The organism is Endozoicomonas sp. 4G (genome assembly GCF_023822025.1).
Taxonomy (GTDB): Bacteria; Pseudomonadota; Gammaproteobacteria; order Pseudomonadales; family Endozoicomonadaceae; genus Endozoicomonas_A.
Genome location: NZ_CP082909.1, coordinates 324,677 through 344,455 on the forward strand (window position 1 = coordinate 324,677; position 19,779 = coordinate 344,455).

General features: G+C 50.2%; 15 protein-coding genes. 2 read left to right on the top strand and 13 right to left on the bottom strand.

The genetic code is table 11. The features are described 5' to 3' along the window. Window positions 1–29: 29 nt before the first annotated feature. The gene (gene lamB / locus K7B67_RS01680) at window positions 30–1,454 is read right to left on the bottom strand and encodes a maltoporin LamB (RefSeq protein ID WP_252178636.1); all 1,425 of its coding nucleotides are present in this window, start codon (window positions 1,452–1,454) and stop codon (window positions 30–32) included. Window positions 1,455–1,778: 324 nt separating this feature from the next. Between lamB and K7B67_RS01685 the strand changes: the two genes are divergently transcribed. After that, on the top strand, window positions 1,779–2,936 hold the full coding sequence (locus tag K7B67_RS01685; protein WP_252178637.1) for a MalM family protein: 1,158 nt from the start codon (window positions 1,779–1,781) through the stop codon (window positions 2,934–2,936). Window positions 2,937–3,021: 85 nt separating this feature from the next. Next, window positions 3,022–3,279, top strand: coding sequence for a type II toxin-antitoxin system Phd/YefM family antitoxin (locus K7B67_RS01690; protein ID WP_252178638.1), 258 nt, complete (start codon window positions 3,022–3,024; stop codon window positions 3,277–3,279). On the opposite strand, the gene malQ (K7B67_RS01695) is transcribed toward K7B67_RS01690, so the two are convergent. The 12 genes from malQ (K7B67_RS01695) to K7B67_RS01750 all read right to left on the bottom strand — a co-directional run bounded on the left by malQ (K7B67_RS01695) (window position 3,263) and on the right by K7B67_RS01750 (window position 19,743). Then, window positions 3,263–5,452, bottom strand: a complete 2,190-nt coding sequence (malQ, locus tag K7B67_RS01695; protein ID WP_252178639.1) for a 4-alpha-glucanotransferase — start codon at window positions 5,450–5,452, stop codon at window positions 3,263–3,265. The two genes, K7B67_RS01690 and malQ (K7B67_RS01695), sit on opposite strands and share 17 nt — an antisense overlap. A gap of 11 nt (window positions 5,453–5,463) precedes the next feature. Next, window positions 5,464–6,600, bottom strand: a complete 1,137-nt coding sequence (gene ugpC, locus K7B67_RS01700) for a sn-glycerol-3-phosphate ABC transporter ATP-binding protein UgpC (protein WP_252178640.1) — start codon at window positions 6,598–6,600, stop codon at window positions 5,464–5,466. 35 nt (window positions 6,601–6,635) lie between these two features. Continuing rightward, window positions 6,636–7,523: a maltose ABC transporter permease MalG gene (malG, locus tag K7B67_RS01705; RefSeq protein ID WP_252178641.1), complete on the bottom strand. Its 888-nt coding sequence runs from the start codon at window positions 7,521–7,523 to the stop codon at window positions 6,636–6,638. A gap of 6 nt (window positions 7,524–7,529) precedes the next feature. Next, window positions 7,530–9,080, bottom strand: coding sequence for a maltose ABC transporter permease MalF (gene malF, locus K7B67_RS01710; protein WP_252178642.1), 1,551 nt, complete (start codon window positions 9,078–9,080; stop codon window positions 7,530–7,532). A gap of 40 nt (window positions 9,081–9,120) precedes the next feature. Further along, window positions 9,121–10,338 (bottom strand): maltose/maltodextrin ABC transporter substrate-binding protein MalE, encoded by a 1,218-nt coding sequence (gene malE, locus K7B67_RS01715; protein WP_252178643.1) that lies wholly within the window; start codon window positions 10,336–10,338, stop codon window positions 9,121–9,123. Between the two features lie 213 nt (window positions 10,339–10,551). Then, window positions 10,552–11,745, bottom strand: coding sequence for a MalM family protein (locus K7B67_RS01720; protein ID WP_252178644.1), 1,194 nt, complete (start codon window positions 11,743–11,745; stop codon window positions 10,552–10,554). After that, window positions 11,730–13,913: a 4-alpha-glucanotransferase gene (malQ, locus tag K7B67_RS01725; RefSeq protein ID WP_252178645.1), complete on the bottom strand. Its 2,184-nt coding sequence runs from the start codon at window positions 13,911–13,913 to the stop codon at window positions 11,730–11,732. Before malQ (K7B67_RS01725) ends, K7B67_RS01720 begins: the two co-directional genes overlap by 16 nt. Window positions 13,914–14,042: 129 nt before the next feature. Then, window positions 14,043–15,173, bottom strand: coding sequence for a sn-glycerol-3-phosphate ABC transporter ATP-binding protein UgpC (gene ugpC / locus K7B67_RS01730; protein WP_252178646.1), 1,131 nt, complete (start codon window positions 15,171–15,173; stop codon window positions 14,043–14,045). A gap of 92 nt (window positions 15,174–15,265) precedes the next feature. Then, on the bottom strand, window positions 15,266–16,156 hold the full coding sequence (malG, locus tag K7B67_RS01735; RefSeq protein ID WP_252178647.1) for a maltose ABC transporter permease MalG: 891 nt from the start codon (window positions 16,154–16,156) through the stop codon (window positions 15,266–15,268). Between the two features lie 3 nt (window positions 16,157–16,159). Then, window positions 16,160–17,692: a maltose ABC transporter permease MalF gene (gene malF, locus K7B67_RS01740; RefSeq protein WP_252178648.1), complete on the bottom strand. Its 1,533-nt coding sequence runs from the start codon at window positions 17,690–17,692 to the stop codon at window positions 16,160–16,162. A gap of 92 nt (window positions 17,693–17,784) precedes the next feature. Further along, window positions 17,785–18,969: a maltose/maltodextrin ABC transporter substrate-binding protein MalE gene (gene malE, locus K7B67_RS01745; protein ID WP_252178649.1), complete on the bottom strand. Its 1,185-nt coding sequence runs from the start codon at window positions 18,967–18,969 to the stop codon at window positions 17,785–17,787. Window positions 18,970–19,359: 390 nt separating this feature from the next. Next, entirely contained in the window at window positions 19,360–19,743 is a 384-nt protein-coding gene (locus K7B67_RS01750; protein ID WP_252178650.1) for a hypothetical protein, read from the bottom strand. Window positions 19,744–19,779: the final 36 nt, after the last annotated feature.

Genomic DNA, 19,779 nt, shown 5'->3' on the forward strand with positions numbered 1-19,779 from the left:
AACGAGTCATTTAAGGTATGGATTAACCATCACCACCAGGCTTCAAACTGCACGCCGTAGGTCCAGCCGCTGGAGTCTGTGCCGAAGGTTCTCATGATCTGAGTCTTTGACGTTCCGGTATCGAAGTAGTCAAGACCATCTGCGCTGCATTCTTTTTCAGCGTCTTCCGATGCTTTGCATAGAGGACTGTCCACCGCTTTCCATTCAGCGTAAGTGGCAAACACCCTGATCACCGGTCTGACCAAAGCACCAAATTTAGGATGGAATTGTTGTGCGATGGTGAATTTCACCAACTGGCTATCAAAAGACTTCAGGCCAATTATGTCAGATGAATAACGAGCATTTTCTACTTTGTCCCAACCCAGCTCAACGGCGGTACTGGTGATCTCGGTCCACTTCCAGATGGGCCTGACACCGGCGGTCATCCAGGTTCTCTTGTCGGGTAACAGGGGGTCTACTATCCGGGCTTCATTGTCATACTCAACCTGAGTCCACGCGGCAACATACATAATGTCCAGCCGGTCAGTCAGGGAGAATGAACCATGATCCAGTACCCGGAAAAGTTTTTCACCCTTATACCACTCCATGGTATTCAGAGAGCGGCCGGTTGAGCCAACCCCCGGACCGGTCATGGCATCAGTAGCGTATTGCAGTACAAACTTGTTAAAGCCACCCAGAATCGCCCAGGTCAGCTCACCGGTGAGCATCCATCCATCTTTATCAAAAAGCTTTTTGTATGCAGCCTTGTCAGGTGGGTTGCCCTTACCGTAGTCAACGCCTAGTTCAAGGCTGAGATTATCCATGAGTCTCAAATCTTTCAGCCTGAGATCGATGATGTCGGTTTCAATCTTGACTGAATCTGGTCCCTCGGAGCCAGTTGTATTGTAAGTAACGGTAGGGGTACTTCTCAGCCAGGCAATATCAAACTTGGCAAAGCCCAAGTCAATATCCTGAAGGCCTGCTCCGGGGCCAGAAACATCCCAGTAAATCCAGTCATTGATATGAACTTCATGTCTCTGATAATAGCGTTTGCCGACCCAGAGCATGGAGCCGGGCAGTGCTTCAAAGATATTCCGAGCCTGTAAGTTGACTTCTCTCAGGGCAAATCCACCGTCAAGTGTAGGGTCTTCCCAGTCATTGTCCTGCTGAACCTTGTAGGCGATATTGGTATCCAGCCTGAAAGAGGTGTTGTTATCATCCGACAGCTCTGCGCCCAGCTTGAGCTCCATATAGGTTTCACACTCATTACCCAGACGATATTTGGCGGGTGCCCCAGCGGCTTTAAAACAGGCCTGGTCTCCTCCTTTCAGTGAGCGACCTATACCTGAGCGGGCATAGCCATGGAAATCAATGCTGGTATTTTCAATGGCGAAAGAAAGTGCAGGGAGAGAAGCGAGGGAAATGACTCCGAGACTGCGACTCAGAGCAGACAGAGTACTCTGTATCCGAATCATTGCTATTTACCTTGTGTGGTGTACGACAATTGCCCAGAGCTTACTGTTGGCGGAGTAACTCTGGCGGTTTTACAACTTGGGTAACTAAACGAAATGGCTTTGAAAATTATATTTTCGGTATACCCGTACAAAACCTAGACCAGAGACTTGTAATCAGCAAAGTAAAGGAAGAAAAAAAGAACAGCAAAGACAGTTTTTTATCCTGTTTGACCCAAATACGACTATGTTTGCAGACAGGCTCCCAGAGCCTTTGCGGCAGTACTGTTACTGCAAGTGAAAAAATGCTGCAATTTTTTATTGATCGTGAATTCGGGTATACAAGTTATGAGTTTACTGAGAGGTATCAAAACACTTGGCACTGAGAGAGGCCGAATGGTGAAGGCATTAAAACTGAAAAAACAGTTTTTGTCCCTGTGTCTTGCCCCTGTCATCACCCTGACGGGTTGCTCCTCTTTCAACACTCAGGAAGCCTTAGAGCAGCCAGATTCAGAAGGTAAGGTTTACCACTCAGTCAAAGATATCAAGTGTCAGCCATTAAGATATCCTGCTGATAAAAAACAGGCTCGCGTTGTCGTTAATGAGTTTACTTCAAGGCTGAAACAACCCTCTGGAGAGACCCCGGTTCTGGCTTTCAGCCTGCCTCCAACAGGCGTTCATAAAGTGACACTGCACAGTTATGTGATCAAGGAGGGCGACAAAGAACAACTCTTCTATCCAGCCGTTGCTCTTCTGGATCAGTCGAACAACATCATCGCCCACGTACCTGAAAGTCAGGTTAAATATGAAAAGTCCGGGTTTACTCATCCTGAAGGTGTTGAAGCTCAATTTATTATTGATAATGACCGACGCGCCAGTGCACAGGCGGTTTGTATGCTGATTTATACGACAGATCAGTTAAGAAAAGAGACAACAACCCTGACCAACGAGGCTAAAGAATACGCTAGAGCCTATGGTGTTGTAGCGCCGCCGATTCCCGACCCTGTAGCGATTCATGGCAATGAAGGGCACCTGGCCATCAGTATTAAAAGTTTAGAGATGGCAGCAATGCCCATCGCCCCTGTTGCTCCCATTGCTCCCGTTGCCGTCTCTGTTCCTGTTGCCAGCTCTGCCGCTGTGCTTCCAAAAGCGTTGCCAGCGGCACAAGATGCTTTTTCAAAAGAAGTACGACAGCATTATGTTAATGCGGTTAATAAAGGCTTGAAGTCAGACAATATCACCAACGCTGTGATTGCAAGGGCAGAACTGAGAAACCTTGCCAGGGCGACAGAAAGTTACTTTGTCAGACACTATGGTAAACCTGCCGCTCAATTAAATGCCCCCAAAGCTCCCGAGAGCAAAGATGACTACGTCGGCAAAGTCTTGTATCACTACGAAATGCAGATATACGACTACCTGAAGGCCGGGCAGGGCGCCGCGGCGTTACATACAGTGGATCAAATCAAGACGATTCAGGAAGAAGTGGATCAGTTGTTTGATCGATAGTCTGTAAACGGGCGCTGATGGGAATCATAAATAGTCCTAATTTTGTACAAATTATTGTTCTATTAGTTGTTCAGGTAATAATGCTATGAATGTAATTTCCTACTTTGAAGCCAGAAACAATCTTAAGTCGCTGCTTGATCAGGTGGCTGAAAATGCTGACTACACCATTATCCACCGCCGCGAAGGTGAGGATGCCGTTGTCATGTCACTGGAAAGCTACAACAACCTGATGGAAAGGCTTCACTTAATGTCCTCCCCGCACAACCGGAGCTTTCAGGATAGTTGTCAAACGACGAGAGCTGGATTGTCGACTGTCGGCGTTAAACTTAACCGGTCTTTCTAATCACCGACATATTACCAAAAAACGACCGGTTGGCCCTATCAGCAAAGATATTCTCCAAGGTATCGGTCAACTTCCTGCGCCAGTTTGGATATTCCTCGCTGGTGCCCGGAATATTCACCGGGGATTCAATCTGCAAAATTTCCTCCAGTTGAATCACGGTGATTTTTGACGCGGTTTTAGCCAGGTAATAATGAACCTTTTCCATTAAGTCCCTTGAATATCCCATGGTGGCAATATCGTCCGGGTTTATACCTTCAGGAAACTCATGGATGCCTGAAAGGGTTTTCAGTAAAGCCAGCTTTTCCTGATGTCTTGCCTCTTTCTCCTGCTGAGCCCGGTTGTGATCGTAAATGCCCAGTTGCAGACGCAAATCCAGATCTACGCAGTTCCACCAGGCTTTCAGAGGGGGAATGTCATGGTTACTGATACAGGTCAGGGCCATGGCTTTGTAATCTTGAGGTGGCGTGAAGTGATCACCCAAACATTCAAACAGCACTACTTCGTTGGAGTAGAACAGGGCAGGTGGCAGGGACGCTTCGATTTCAGCTGGAACGGTCCCGAGGTCTTCGCCGAACACCAGACACTGACGACGATGGCTTTCCAGTTTAATAATGCCCAGCAAGTCGTCCAGGGGATAATAGACATAGGCACCATAATCAGCGGTTTTGCCCTTGGGGCACCACCAGAGCCTGAGCAGACCCATCACATGATCAATTCTCAAAGCACCGCAATGGCTCATATTGGCCTGAACCATTTCAATAAAGGGCTGGTACTGTTGACTCCTGAGCACCTGCGGATTAAAGGGCGGTAAACCCCAGTTCTGTCCCTGGGGTGCGACACCGTCCGGAGGCGCGCCAACGCCGGCATCCAGACAATAAAGGCTGCGATGACTCCAGACATCAGCACCGCCACTGTCAACGCCTACGGCTAAATCACGGTAAATGCCCACCAGCATACCGGCTTTAATGGCCGCTTCCTGCGCTTTGGTTAGCTGATCTTCCGCCAGCCATTGCAGGTACATATAGTATTGAATGCGCTTTTGATTATGGCTGGCAAACTCTTTGACGGCATTGGATTGTGGATCCTGGAACAGAGACTCCCAGCAAGGCCATCCCCAGTTATTGATATCCAGCTTTTTGTAGTGCTCATAAATCGCTTCGTAGAGAGCGTGTCGCTCCAGAGCCGGGCCATGGTTTCTGCAAAAATTCAGAAAAGCTTTTCCCCGTGCGCTTTCGGGGCCGAGATGTTGCTCACAGAAGTGATCAAACAGGACGTTCAGAAAACCAGACTTCAGCCAGGCGACCAGACTGTAGTCGACGTATTCTTCAGCTCTTGCCCGTTGCAGTTGTTCTTTGAATTCAGGGTCTTCAAACCGCCTTTGGGCTGCTTCACATTCCCTGAATTCAGGAACAGCCGTGATATCGATATACAACGGATTAATAAAGGTTCGACTTGATGGGCTGTAAGGGCTGGCATGAAGAGGGTTAGCAGGGTACAGGGCGTGAATGGGATTCAGGCCAATAATATCTGCGCCCTGTTGTGCCAGTTGAGTGGCTAACTGACCAAGGCTCGAAAAGTCACCTATGCCCCAGTCATGATCAGTTCGGAGTGTGTACAATTGGACAGCACTGCCCCATATTTTATGACCTCTTCCAAGCCGGTCAGGTTCGTAACAGGTTTCAGGCGCAATAATAATCAGGGCACTGTCTTTTATCTTGTTACTTTGCAAAGAGAGCCGATGGTAGCCGAGAGGTAAATCGTCCGGTAATTTAAACGTCAGGTGATGGTAGGTTTTTCCCTCAAACGTGCCACTGGCCTCTACGGGCATATCGCTGGTATTCAGAGTCAGTAAATGCTGGCTACCGGTTTCCAGTGTTATTTCACCTTTGAACTGACTCCCCAACCGCTGATCTTCAAGGTGCAGGTTGAGCAGACAGTTCTTGCCCTGGGTGAACACCGACACTGGCGGCAGAAGCTGCTGCCAGTTTTGCTGTTCAACGTCTGTTATTGCCTGTTTTATGGCGTCGTCAGACTCAACGTTTAATCCCATGGCACTGAGAATGGGCAGTTTGTATTCAGTGGGGACACTGACCGGCTCACCTGCCCAATCGCTGTATTCACCACAAACGCCATAGTGTCCGGCCAGTTGCTCAATCAGATCAGGATCCGACATAACGATCTCTCTTATAAGTCAAAGGCGGGTGCCTGGGTACGGGGGAATGCCTGGCCCTGGGCATTAAAGAGGTGACAAAACTGAACCGGAAGCTCAATTTTCATCTTGCTGCCCACTTCACGCTTTCTGGAATCTTCTACCCGGACAATAAAGTTTTCCCGAATGGTATCGTGGCTCATATAGATGTAAGACTCGGCTCCCAGGCGTTCCAGTGTTTCGACCCTGCCTTCGACCGTGTTACCGTTATCCGTTTCTCCCAGGGCATCTTCCGGGCGAATCCCCAGCACGACCCGGTCACCCTTGCTGGCGCTCTGGCTGTCGACATTGGCCCGAAGTATTTCCCCGGTGGTTAATCTGACCCGTGTTTCGTTGTTGCCGGTTTCTTCAATAAAGCCATCAAAGAAATTCATTTTGGGTGAACCAATAAATCCGGCAACGAACAGGTTGGCCGGGTGATGATAAAGTTCCAGCGGCTTCCCAACTTGCTCAAGGTTACTGTCAGCCCCCTGGGCTAGTGGACTCAGGACGACAATCTGATCCGCCAGAGTCATGGCTTCCACCTGGTCATGGGTGACATAAATAGACGTCGTTTGCAGACGGTTGTGGAGTCGGGCTATTTCCTGGCGCATCTGAACCCGAAGCGCAACATCCAGATTGGACAGCGGCTCATCGAACAAAAATACCCTGGGTTGTTGCACGATGGAGCGGCCTATAGCCACCCTTTGTCGTTGACCTCCGGACATGGCTTTTGGTTTTCGATCCAACAGGGCTTCCAGTTGCAGAATGCGCGCGGCTTCTTCCACCCGGCTGTTAATCAGTGACTTGTCGGCCTTGGCCAGCTTCAGGCCAAAAGCCATATTTTCAGCAACGGACATATGGGGGTAGAGCGCATAAGACTGAAACACCATACCCACCCGACGCTCGTTGGGTGGCCAGTCATTGACCTGCTCCCCGGCAATGTACATTTCGCCTTCGGTGATATCTTCAAGACCGCAGACCATTCGCAGCAAAGTGGACTTACCACAGCCAGAAGGCCCGATAAAGGCAATGAACTCAGCCTCGGCAATGTTCAGGTTGATGTTCTTGAGCACCCAGGTTTTGCCCTGGTCGTAGCTTTTGGAAATGTTGATAAGCTTAACGTCAGCCATGAGGTTTTCCGTTTTTCGTTTACTGAACCCAGCAATCAGCCTTTGACACCACCTGACGTCAGACCACCGACAATCCAGCGCTGGCACAACAGGAAAATAATCGAGATGGGCAGACCCGATAGAACGGCTGCCGCAGCAAAGTCACCCCAGAGATAATTCTGTGGATTCAGGTATTGTCTGGAGCCAACCGCCAGCGTCAGGTTATCCATGCTCTGCAACAGCACCGAAGCGACCGGGTACTCGGCAATGTTGGCAATAAAGGCCAGAATAAATACCACCGCCAGAATAGGCGTTGAAAGCGGCAGCAAGACAAAACGAAAGGCCTGCCAGGGCGTTGCCCCGTCAATGGCAGCGGCTTCTTCAAGGGAGGCATCAATGGTTTCGAAGTAGCCCTTGATCAACCAGATATGCAGAGCCAGACCGCCCAGATAAGCGACAGTGACCGAACCCAGGGTGTCCAGTCCTAACCAGGGAACATAGTTGCCTATCTGATCAAACAGCGAGTGTATTGCCACCAGTGCCAATACGGCGGGAAACATCTGCAGGATCATCATGGCGGTGAGCATGGACTCCTTGAATCGGAATCTCAGCCTGGCGAAGGCATAGGCGCCCGTGGTTGAAAGCAGCAGGATCAGTATCGTCGAGATAAAGGCTACTTTAATAGAGTTCCATAACCAGAGAAGAACCGGAAAGGGAGGCTCGGTGATAGAACCATCGGCATGTTCCCAGGGAATGCCGAAAGCCAGATACCAGTGTTCCAGGCTGGGATTGCGGGGGATCAGGTCACCGGTGGCAAAGTTGCCGGAACGGAAAGACACCGAAATAATCATCAGGAAAGGAAGCATGATCAGACAGAGAAACAGAATCATAAAAATTCTGGCGGACCACACCCGGTATTTCAGGTTTCTGGGCTGTACCATCATCGTCGTTTACTCCAGTAACCGTCTGGTCACTCTCAGATTCGCCCAGGCGATAATGCCCACCATGATGAAAATAAAGGTGGCTATAGCCGAGGCCAGACCGTAATCCTGACCGGACTGACCAAAAGCGATTCGGAAGGTGTAGCTCACCAGAATGTCGGTGGCACCGGCTGGCGTGCTGGCACCAATGATATTGGGAGCACCGTCAGTTAGCAGGGCAATCAGCACCAGGTTGTTGAAGTTGAAGGCAAAGCTGGCGATTAACAGCGGTGTCATTGGCTTTATGATCATGGGTAAGGTGATGTTAAAGAAGTTCTGGACGGGAGAGGCGCCGTCTATGGCTGAAGCTTCGTAAAGGTCATCTGGAATAGACTTTAACAGGCCAATGGCGAGAATCATCATGTAGGGGTAACCCAGCCAGGTATTGACGATCAGAACCATTGTTTTTGCCAGGTAGCCATTAGTGAACCATTCCGGCTGGACACCAAACAGCAGGTTCAACAGCAAATTAATCTCACCAAAGTTCTGATTAAACAGACCCCTGAAGATTAAAATAGAAATAAAGGCCGGAACCGCGTAGGGCAGAATCAACAGCAGTCGATAAACGCCATTGCCTTTCAGGGGTTCCCATTGCACCAGACAGGCCATCAGCAGACCCACTGTCACGGTAAAGAGTACCGAGAGACCGGAAAACACAAGGGTCCAGATAAAAATCTGTAAAAAAGGCCCCTGAATCCCCGGGTCTTTAATCACCCGAACAAAATTCTCCCAACCGTTATAGACGACAAAGCCTGGTCCTATCTGGCTGCCCGCTGAGTCAGGTTGCCCTTTGGGCACTTCGATGTAATAGCCCGTTTTAAGATCAGGTTTCAGCAGGTTACCATTGCGGACATCTTCCAGAGTGCCATCCCCTAAGTCCCGGTAAACTTTTGACATGGGACCAAAACTTCTGAGGCCGGTCATCGTCAGCTCTGTCTTGTCAGGCAGTTCTACCGACAGTTTTTTAAGGGTATTGCGAAGCTTTATGGTATCCCTGAGCGGTAATTCACTGCCCTGAGGAGGGCTCGATGAAAAGTCAGCTGATAGCGGCGTTGGGATCGAAGTTTTGTTGAACGGCTGAGTTATAAATTGCTTATCTGCCTTCTTGTTACTGGTAAACAGAATTCGGTAATCACTCCCTTGCTGATAAACCTTGAACTGATAGGACGCACCTTCTGTCCTGTAAGTTTTACTCAGGTGCTGGAGTTTAACGCGCTCCATGGTTAACAGGTGGCTGGAGCTGTAATTGGTGAAAGCGACATACACCGTATAAATCAGGGGGAAAACGATAAACACCGACACTCCCAGCAGTGCAGGAAAAACATACCGGTAGTTGTAGCCCTTACGGCTGATGAATACCCAGGTGCCGACGCAGACAATTAAGAGAATAATCAGGGCAAAGGCAATCTCTCCCTGGGCATACATCAGGGTCACGCCATACAGTAACAACAGGTCAATCAGGCCAATGACTCCCCATACCAGCCAGGTCATCGGGCTTTGCGCTTTCTGATCAGCAGCCATAAAGCGGCCTCCCAGGGCAGATTCAGTTCACCTAGACAGCCTAGTTGACAATCTGTCGGGCTGCTTCATTAAGCGCGCTCTTGTAATCCTGTCTGCCGGAGGTAATGTTCAGCAACGCCGACTCCATGGCTGACCAGAATTTACCCATCTCCGGCACATTGGGCATGAGCAAACCGTGGACAGCATTGTCGTAGGTAGTCTTGATGCGAGGATCTTTTTCCAATTCTTTCATGTAGCTTTTGTTGACCACCGCGCCCAGCGGAACATCACGGTTCATAGTACGAAGGCCGTCGTCTGTCAGCAGGTAGTTTTCAAGAAACTCTTTGGACAGGGCTTTATTGGGGCTGGCGCTGTTCAGTGTGGCTCCCCAGACACCCACAAAGGCTTTTGAACGATGGCCGTTGATGCTGGGCAACGCAGCCAGTCCATAGTTCAGCTTTTTGCCGTTGATTTTAGTCTTGTCCAGATTTGACCAGGCCCAGGGGCCGGTAATCATCATGGCGGCCTGACCCTTGTTAAAGCTGGACTCCATGACACCGTAATCAACGCCTCTGGGCATAACGCCTTTATCGATCAGCTCGGTCAGCATTTTGGCCCCGGCCATGGCTCCGGCATTATTTACCCCGGTGTCTTTAACGTCATAACCGGTCGGTGTTTTCTTGAAGACATAGCCGCCATCGGCAGCGAGCATGGGCATGGTGAAGTAAGGCTGGATCTGGTCCCACATAATGGTGGTGATTTTACGTTTGGCCAGCTTGTCTTTAAGGGGAAACATGGCTTCAAAAGAGCTGGGGGGAGTTGGCAATAGATCCTTGTTGTAGATCAGGCTGATGGCCTCTATGGAGATCGGGTAACCATAGATTTTGCCCTTGACTGTCATGGCTTCCCAACCCAGTTTGTCAATCTTGCTTTTAAAATCCGGGGTCGGGTTTACGGAAGAAAGAAGACCGCTGCGGGCCCATTCACCGTAACGGTCATGGGCCCAGAACAGAATGTCCGGGCCACTGCCTGACGCTGCTGCCTGTTGAAAACGTTCAGTGACGTTTTCCGGTATCTCAACCTTAACCTTGATTCCGGTATCTTCCTCAAAGTCCTTGCCCACTTCCCGGATACCGTTGTAGGCCTTGTCGCCGCCTACCCAGATCACCAGTTCATTATCCTGAAAGGAATAGGCCTGAAACGAGCTGAAGGCAGCCCCCAGAGTGATGGCTGCAGCAGCTACGGTTTTGCCAAGTGGAGTACCCAGTAATCTGATCATCGGTCAACGGCTCCCGATCCAGTGTAGGAATAGCGGTAGAATTGGAGGGCAATGATGATGTGGGGAATAATTTTTATCAAGACATTGCTTTTCTCATAATTTTATAAAAAAGCAATTTAATATTATTTTTTCACGCTGGAGCAGGTGTCGCAAAATTTTTGAGATCCCGACTGCTTTACAAAAAACGGTCGGAACCTCATGAGTCATTGCTTGCTAAAAAATGGCATCAATATCGCGAGACAGGGCACCGGCTTTATCGATGACCGCCAAAGCCGCCTGGGCATCTTGCTGTTTCATGGCTAACGCCAGTTGTCGTTCAAACTGATCATTCAGTTTTTTCTTTGCGGTGGTAGCCTGAGTTTTACCCGGTACATTAATGGTTTCTGCCGGTTGGCCATAAGTTTCTGCAAACTGCTTTTGCAAAAGAGCATGAAGCTCACGGGCATTCTCTCTTAGCTCAAGGGCGGTCTGAATATCTGAGTTTGCAACCGCAGTTTGCACTGCATCAAGGTAGTTTTCGGTAACGGACAATGTATCGTTCGACACCCTGGGCTTAACTTGTTCTGGCTGAGCGGGGACATAGTCCGGGCGTGTCACTTTTTTCGCTGTTTGCAAGGGCGAGTGACTGATCAACGGAGTAACTTCCAGCCTCAGGGTGCCGGTGTCAGCGGCAACGGCAAAAACATCCGCTGTAGGAGGTGCTGTACGGGCTCGAATTCGGGCGTATTCTTCATCAAAATTGGCGACTTTGACTGAGTATTGACGGGCCTCTGCCGTCGTCAGCACGGCAATGTAGGCAGGCTGCGTCTTCTTCTCTTTGCGATTATCGATGATGAATTCCTGTTCCAGTGCCTCACTGGACAGCATTTTTTGTTTTGAATACTTCATGCGCTCGACGGGGAGCTTCTCAAGGACTTTGAAGTCTTTGTCCAGCAGCCATACTTCCGGCATAAAAGCTTCGGCCCGGGTGCCAAAATCAGTGCGTTTGACCAGACTTTCCAGTTTAAAGCGATAGACACCATAATCTGGCAACTTCCAACCTGCTACAGGTGTTGTTTTGCCATTTCCATTTAAAGTGCCATTCAAATCAACCTGCTCAGTGGTTTCACTGAGGGTGCGCTCTATCCGAATGGTTTTTTCATAAACCTGGATCTCAGAGTAGGGGATCTGATCCAGTTGCACCACGGCTTTTTGTTCAACCGCTGCTTTTTCAAATGCTTGGGCAGCAGCTGTTATTTCATTGCTTTGAGTGGCGCAGCCGCTTAAAACAGCGATGGCCAGCATCAGGGTCAGGCGCTTCATCTTAGCTCCTTTTTTCATGGTGTTCTGTCGTGACTCCAGAGCACGGCTTTCATCGCTACGATGCCCCGGAGTGAAGTCAAGCGTCGTAATCAGCTTTTCCGACATTGCGTCAGATTATGGAAAAAGGCCTTGTTCTCTTCGCTGGCAAAGAAACTTTCCAGATTCTCAGTCAGACGTCGTCGCCAGTTGGGATATTCAGTGCTGGTTCCTGGCATGTTGACCGGCGTATCGATCATCATGCAGTCTTCCAGTTGAATACCGGCAATCTGTGAGTTAGAGCGGGCCAGGTAATAACTGAAGCGTTCCATCAGCTGACGGGTAAATTGTTCAGGCATCTGATCCCCGGTATCCGACGGCAGCTCATTGATGGTGCTGAGCAGGTTAATGACAGCCTGTCGTGCGTGTTGGCGGCCCTTCCTTTCATGTTCTGCACGTTCAGGTGTGTAAAAATCCAACGATTCGACCAGATCGATATCTTTGCCAGCCCACCATCCCGCCAGCGTGGGAGTATCGTGACAAACCAGTGTCGCCAGGGCTTTCAGTTTGTAGTTTTCTGGCAGCAGGTAACTGTCACCTTCCTGCATGAAAATCCCCATCACACTGGAATAGAAGCGAGCCGGTGGCAGACTGTCAGTGATGGCCTGTGGCACGGTGCCCAGATCTTCACCAAATACCAGACAGCCATTTCTACGGCTTTCCAATTTAATAATGCCCAGCAGGTCCTGCAGCGGATAGTGAATGTAGGCACCTTCAGCAGCACCCCTGCCATTAGGGCACCACCAGAGTCGGAACAGCCCCATGGCATGGTCAATACGCAGTGCGCCACAGTCCCGCATGTTGTTGCGAATCATATCGATAAACGGCTGATAGCGTCTTTCCTGCAAAGCCGCTGGATTAAAAGGCGGCAGCCCCCAGTTCTGTCCCTGTGGGCCCAGACCATCGGGTGGTGCTCCAGTGCTGGCTTCTAAACAGAATAAACGACGATCTGACCATACATCGGCACCGCCCCGGTCAACGCCTACCGCCAGATCGCGATAGACGCCAACCATCATGCCGGCGTCTCTGGCGATCGTCTGAGCCTGAGCGAATTGTTCTTCCGCCAGCCATTGCAGGTATTTAAAGTAAGTGATGCGGTCTTCATTGGCTTTGGCAAAGTCAGCGACTTCAGCACTTTGGGGGTTCTGGAACGCCTCCGGCCAGCAGGGCCATCCCCAGTTCATCAGGTCTTCTTTTCTGAAATGTTCATACAGGGCGTTGAACAGGGCAAAGCGCTGGAGTGGTTCACCATGCTTGTCGCAATAAGCCGCAAAGGCCCGCGCGCGATCGCTGTTGCTGGCATCCGGCTGTTCGGTGAAGTGCTCATAGAGCAGCTCCAGTATTTCAAATTTCAGACCGGCGGTTTTTTCGTAATCCACATAGTCACAGGCTCTGGATTCTGACAACCGTTGTTGAAAGGATTCGGCTGCGAATGCTTGCTGAGCTTTTTTACAGTGGTCGAATTCAGGTACTGCCAGAGGGTCCAGATAAAGAACATTGCCATAAAGACGACTGGAAGGGCTGTAGGGTGAGCAGTGCAGGGGGTTATCCTGGTACAGGGCATGAATGGGATTCAGGCCGACAAAGTGTGCACCGTTTTTACCCAGTTCTGAGGCGAGGGTTTTGAGGTCGGTAAAATCCCCCATCCCCCAGTTTCGTTCAGAACGAACCGAGTACAGCTGAATACCGGATCCCCAGATTTTTTCGCCGGTTTGAAGGGGTTCGGGTTCGTAGCAGGTGGCCGGTGCAATAATCAGCGAGCAGTCTGCCTGCAAGGTTTTTTCTCGCAGTTGCAGTGTATGGTAGCCCATGGGCAGGTCGGTGGGCAGAGGCAGTTGCAAGCGCAGGATCTCAGAGCCGTTAATGGTTTTGCGGGCAACGACTTCCAGACTGGAGGGCTCGGCGTTAATCGTTTGTTTCTGACCGTCTTCGAGAATCAGGATAACAGTAACGGTGTCGTTCAGTTGGCTTTTCTTTAAATGGCAGGTGACCTGGTAGGGCTTATCTTCATGAAGCACGACTACTTCAGGCAGAACCGACTGCCAGGGTTTTTCCTGTAGCGTCTGGATCTGTTTCTTGACAGCCGTTTCACTGCTCATATCAAAGCCCAGGGCTTCCAGCATGGCTGTCTTGTATTCCATAGCAATGGGCACAGGCTCTCCGGCCCAGTCGTCGTAGCTGGCTGGCATACCGGCCAGTTCAGCCAGTTGATTAATCAGTTCAGGGTTTAACATCATTTAACCGTAGAAACTTTTAGTTAACAGAGCCCCGTCACCTCAAAACAGTTTGAAGTGAAGTGGCGTGGGCTAATTTATTGATCAGGCCAGGCTGAATCAGAACCGATTCAGCCTGGTTTGGGTCAGCTTTTAATCGAATTGAGGGGCTCGGGTTCTTTTAAAAGCCTGACCCCTGGCGTCAAACAGGTGGCAACTTTCTGCGGGCAGGCCGACTTTGAAAGACTCTCCCTGCTCACGACGACGATGGTCTTCTATTCGAACGGTAAAGGCTTGTTCAATAGCCGGGTGATCGAGGTAGACAAAGGTTTCGGTTCCCAGTCTTTCCAGAGCGTTGATCGTGCCAGTCACTGAATTTTCTTCACTGTTACCTATAACATCCTGTGGCCGGATGCCCAGGGTGACCTTATCGCCAACCGTCGCAGCAGCGGTGTTATTACAGGCTTGAATCGTTTCACCGGATTCCAGTTTTACCTGAGTGGTTTCTGCACCGGTGGCAATAATCTCACCCCTGAAAAAGTTCATTTTCGGGGAACCGATAAAACCGGCAACAAACAGGTTTTCAGGATGATGATAAAGCTCCAGCGGGGCGCCAACCTGTTCAAGGTTACTTTCAGCTCCTTCTGCCAGCGGGCTCAGCACTACGATTTTGTCGGCCAGCGTCATGGCCTCCACCTGGTCGTGGGTGACGTAGATCGCTGTGGTTTTCAGGCGGCTGTGCAGTCTGGCCAGTTCCTGACGCATCTGTACCCTGAGCGCGACATCGAGGTTGGACAGTGGCTCGTCGAACAGGAAAACCCGTGGTTCCTGAACAATGGAGCGGCCAATGGCCACACGCTGACGCTGGCCACCGGACATTGCCTTGGGTTTTCTGTCCAGCAGTGGCTCCAGTTGCAAGATACGGGCGGCCTCTTCCACACGCTGATTCATCGCTTTTTTATCGACCTTGGCCAGCTTCAGACCAAAAGCCATGTTTTCCCTGACGGTCATATGGGGATACAGGGCATAAGACTGGAAGACCATGCCCACACGACGCTCGTTGGGAGGCATATCGTTGACTCGTTCCTGCTCGATGCTCAGGTCACCGGAAGTGATTTCTTCCAGACCACAGATCATTCTCAGCAGAGTGGACTTTCCGCAGCCGGAAGGGCCGACGAAAGCAACAAACTCACCGTCGTTTATGTCGAGATTAATATTCCTCAGGACAAAGCTTTTACCGTCGTCGTAGCTTTTGTCGAGGTTAACCAGTTTTAGTTCAGCCATGTTTTTTTCCACACCCTTTTTTGCGCTTTTTTCTGCGCTATGGGCATTAAATCCAGATATCCAATTAGCCTTTAGCTCTTAGCCTTTAACTCTTAGCCTTTAACGCCGCCGGAGGTCAGGCCATTCACCAGGTAACGCTGGGCAAACAGAAAGATTACCGTGATGGGCAGGCCTGTCAGCACCGCTGCGGCAGCAAAGTCACCCCACAAATAGTTCTGCGGGTTCAGGTATTGTTTTGAACCCACTGCCAGGGTCAGCTTGTCCATATCCTGCAGCAATACCGAGGCAACGGGGTTTTCGCCGATAACGCCGATAAAGGTGAGAATAAAGACCACTGCCAGAATGGGCACAGAAAGGGGCAGCAGAATGTGTCGGAATGCCTGCCAGGGTGTCGCGCCATCAATAGCCGCTGATTCTTCAAGGGCGCTATCAATACTCTCGAAGTAGCCTTTAATCAGCCAGATATTCATGGTAACCCCTCCCAAATAGGCGACAATCAATGCGCCATGGGTATTCAGACCCAGCCAGGGAATAAAATCACCCAGCTTGTCGAAAAGGGTGTAAAAGGCCACCAATGCCAGTACCGCCGGAAACATCTGCAAAATCATCATAGTGGTGAGCAGGCTTTGCTTGAAACGGAACCTCAGGCGGGCAAAAGCATAAGCACCGGTAGTGGACAGTAGCAGGATAAATCCTGAGGTCAGCACACTGATTTTGATGGAGTTCCAGAGCCAGGTCAGCACCGGAAAGGTAGGCTGGGTAATGGAACCATCGGCATTCTCCCACGGAATACCAAAGGCCAGGGCCCAGTGTTCCAGGCTCGGATTGTCCGGGATCAGGCTGCCGGTGGCAAAATTACCGGACCGGAACGACACTGATAGGATCATCAGGAACGGCAGCAGGATGATGCACAGGAACAGGATCATGAACAGGCGCGCTGCCCATACTCGATACTTAAGGTTTCGGGGTTGAACCATTGCCATTGTTTATTGCTCCTGCACGCTTCGGGTGGCTTTCAGGTTGGCCCAGGCGATTGTTCCGACAATCAGGAAGATCAGTGCTGCGATGGCCGATGCCAGACCGTAGTCCTGTTGGGCGCCAAAGGCGATTCGGAAGGTGTAACTCACCAGAATGTCGGTTGTGCCAGCCGGAGTGGTGGCATCCATCATGCTGGGCAGACCCCCGGTCAGCAGGCTAATCAGGACAAAGTTGTTAAAGTTGAAGGCAAAGCTGGCAATCAACAACGGCGTCAGGGGCTTGATGATCATGGGCAGAGTAATGTTCATCAGGTTCTGAATGGGGCCGGCGCCATCAATGGCTGATGCTTCGTAGAGATCTTCTGGTATGGCTTTGAGCAGACCCATGCAGAGAATCATCATGTAGGGGTAACCCAGCCAGGTGTTCACCATCAGAATCATGCTTTTGGCCAGATATTCATTGGTGAACCATTCTGGAGAAATGCCGAACAGAGCCTCCAGCATCATATTGATTTCACCAAAATTCTGGTTGAACAGTCCCCGGAAAATCAGAATGGAGATAAAAGCGGGTACCGCATAAGGAAGAATCAGAAGCACCCGATAGACGCCACTCTCTTTGAGAGGCTCCCATTGCACCAGGCAGGCCAGCAGCAGGCCAACCACCAGAGCGAAAACCACGGTCAGGGCAGAAAAGAGGATGGTCCAGAGGAATATTTTCAGGAAAGGCCCCTGAATGCCGGGGTCGGTCAGCACTTTGTTGAAATTGTCCCAGCCAACGTAAACGGTAAAGCCTGGCGTCATTCGCTTGCCGTTCTCGTCCAGATAGTAACCCGTCTCAAAGTCCGGTTTGGCGACACCGCCAGTCTGATTATTGATCAGTTCTCCGTTTTCACCTTCGGTGAATAAAGGGGCTATGGCGCCAAATTCACGCAGGCTGGTCATCGCCAGTTCACGGTTATCGGGTAAAACGACTGTCAGTTTTTTCAGGGCACTGCGCATTTTGATGACATCGCGCATGGCCAGTTTATCGCCAGAAGGTTCAAGCGTCTGACTGGCAGAAATGCGGAGTTCTTCCTGGCTCTTTGGAAACGCTTCGGAGACAAAAGAACGACTGCTATCGTTTTTATCGGTCAGCTGTAGTTGATAGTTTTCACCGGACTGGTAGAGAGCGAGAGTGAATTTTTCGTCGCCGCTCTGGTAACGAGTGGCCAGATGAATCTGTTTAACCCGCTCAAAGCTCAGCAGGTTGGCAGAGCCGTAATTGGTAAAGGCGACATTAGCTGTATAAACCAGCGGAAAAATAACAAACAGAATGACGCCCATAAGACTGGGGTAAACATAACGGAAGTTATAGGCTTTCTCAGAAGTAAACACCCAAGTGCCGATGCCACCCAGCAGCAGGATTACCAGAGCGAAAGCGATTTCTCCCTGGGCATACATCAAAGTCACTATGTAGAGCAGGGCCAGATCAATGAGTGCTACCAGCGCCCACTTCAGCCCATTGCCAGATAAAACTGCTCCGGCAGCCCCTGGTTTTTTCATTGCTTTCTCTCCGGGTATCAGCAAGCGGCACGGTTAAAACAGATCTGTAAGAGAGAATCTGTAGAAAGAGTGCCGCTTTTATCAGGGGGTGATTAGTTCAGAATTCGCTTGGCAGCGTTATCCAAAGCCGCATCAACCTCTTCACGACCGGTAGAGATATTCGAGAGGGCGGCTTCCATGGCAGGCCAGAACCTGCCCATCTCAGGCACATTGGGCATCAGCAGTCCGTTCATTGCATTTTGGTAAGTGGCAGCAATGCGGGGATCATTTTTCAGCTCTGCCATCAGAGCCTTATTGGCAACTGCACCCAGTGCGACGTCATTGTTCATGGTTTTCAGGCCATCAATGGTCAGCAGGTAGTTTTCCAGAAACTCTTTGGCAAGTTCCTCGTTGGGAGAAGCGTTGCTGATAGCGGCGGCCCAGACGCCGACAAATGCCCGGGAAGCGCTACCGTCAATAGAAGGCAGTGGTGCTACACCGTAATTAATGCCGCTCTTGTCCAGGTTGGACCAGGCCCACGGACCGCTGATCATCATGGCGACCTTGCCTCTGTTGAAGCTGGAGTCCATCACCCCGTAATCAACGCCTTTTGGCAGAACGTCTTTTTCGATCAGGTCAGAGAACATTTGTGCGCCTTTTTTGGCACCTTCATTGTTGACACCGACATTGTTGACATCATAACCGGTGGTGGTTTCCTTGAAGACGTAGCCACCATTGGAAACCAGCATGGGCGTGGTGAAGTAAGGCTGAAGCTGATCCCACATGATGGTATCGACGCCTTTCTTTGCCAGCTGTTTGTCCAGGGCAAACATCTCTTCAAAGGTTTTTGGCGCTTCTTTAATCAGATCCTTGTTATAAATCAGACCAATGGCTTCCATAGCAATGGGATAGCCGTATATCTTGCCGTTGACGCTGGTGGCCTGCCAGCCAAGCTCCTCAACACCGGCTTTGAAATCCGGGGAAGGATGAATTTCGGACAGTAAGCCGGAAGACGCCCACTCACCATAACGATCGTGAGCCCACATCAGAATGTCAGGCCCCTGGCCGGTGGCCGCAGCCTGCTGAAAACGATCGGTCAGCGCCTCGGGAATCTCAACCTTGACCTTGATGCCCATTTCTTCTTCGAACTGTTTACCGACTTCACGAATACCGTTGTAGGCTTTGTCACCGCCTACCCAGATCACCAGTTCGTCGTCGGAAAATGCCTGGGCAGTCCCTGTTGTTAGCGTCAAAGCCATGGTCGTGGCCAGTGCCGCAGCGAGTGTCTTCTTAACCATTTTTTGTATCCTGACTGAATTTTGTAGGAGGCAGCTTTCGGCGCCGCAAACAGACACACCCAATCATTGAAAAATGATGGGGAAAATTACGGAAAAATGTGTGTCGGCTCAGCGTTGTCTGCGATGTGGCTTATGGTTGCATGGCTATGCTGTTGTTATCTGTGACTTGAATCAATGTGTAAACGTTTCCAATGAAGAAGGGGATTTTTATCGAAATCTGAAAAGCTTTACAGCACTGGGTGGAACAATCTTGTTAATGGATAAGTATAAATGCAGGGTCTAGACTTTTTGTCGATTGCTTCAAGGAGTCCTGAACATGATCAGGCTACATCATTATTTAACCCGGCTAGTCGTTCTTGCATTACTGCTAACAGCTGTGATTGTAGAGGCTCAGACGACGACTCCATTTTTAAACGTAACCTCTTCACCAGCCACAAACTCTTCTTCTATAGCACCCTCTTCTATAGCACCCTCTTCTATAGCACCCTCTTCTATAGCACCCTCTTCTATAGCACCCTCTTCTATAGCACCCTCTTCTATAGCACCCTCTTCTATAGCACCCTCTTCTATAGCACCTCCTTCTATAGCACCCACTTCGAAAGGATTGTGTGACTCGCTTGCAAGACAAACGACGGGGGTAGAGCGGCAGCTAAGCCAGTATGGCAGCTCTTTTAGCGGGCGAGAATGCGTTGTTCTCAGTGCTGATCCGACAAGGGATTTAAGTGAAATCGTCAGCCAGCTTCCTGAGAACACTGTTATATTACTCTCTTCCAAAACTGCAGCGTCGTCTTCTACTGTGACTCCTTCTGC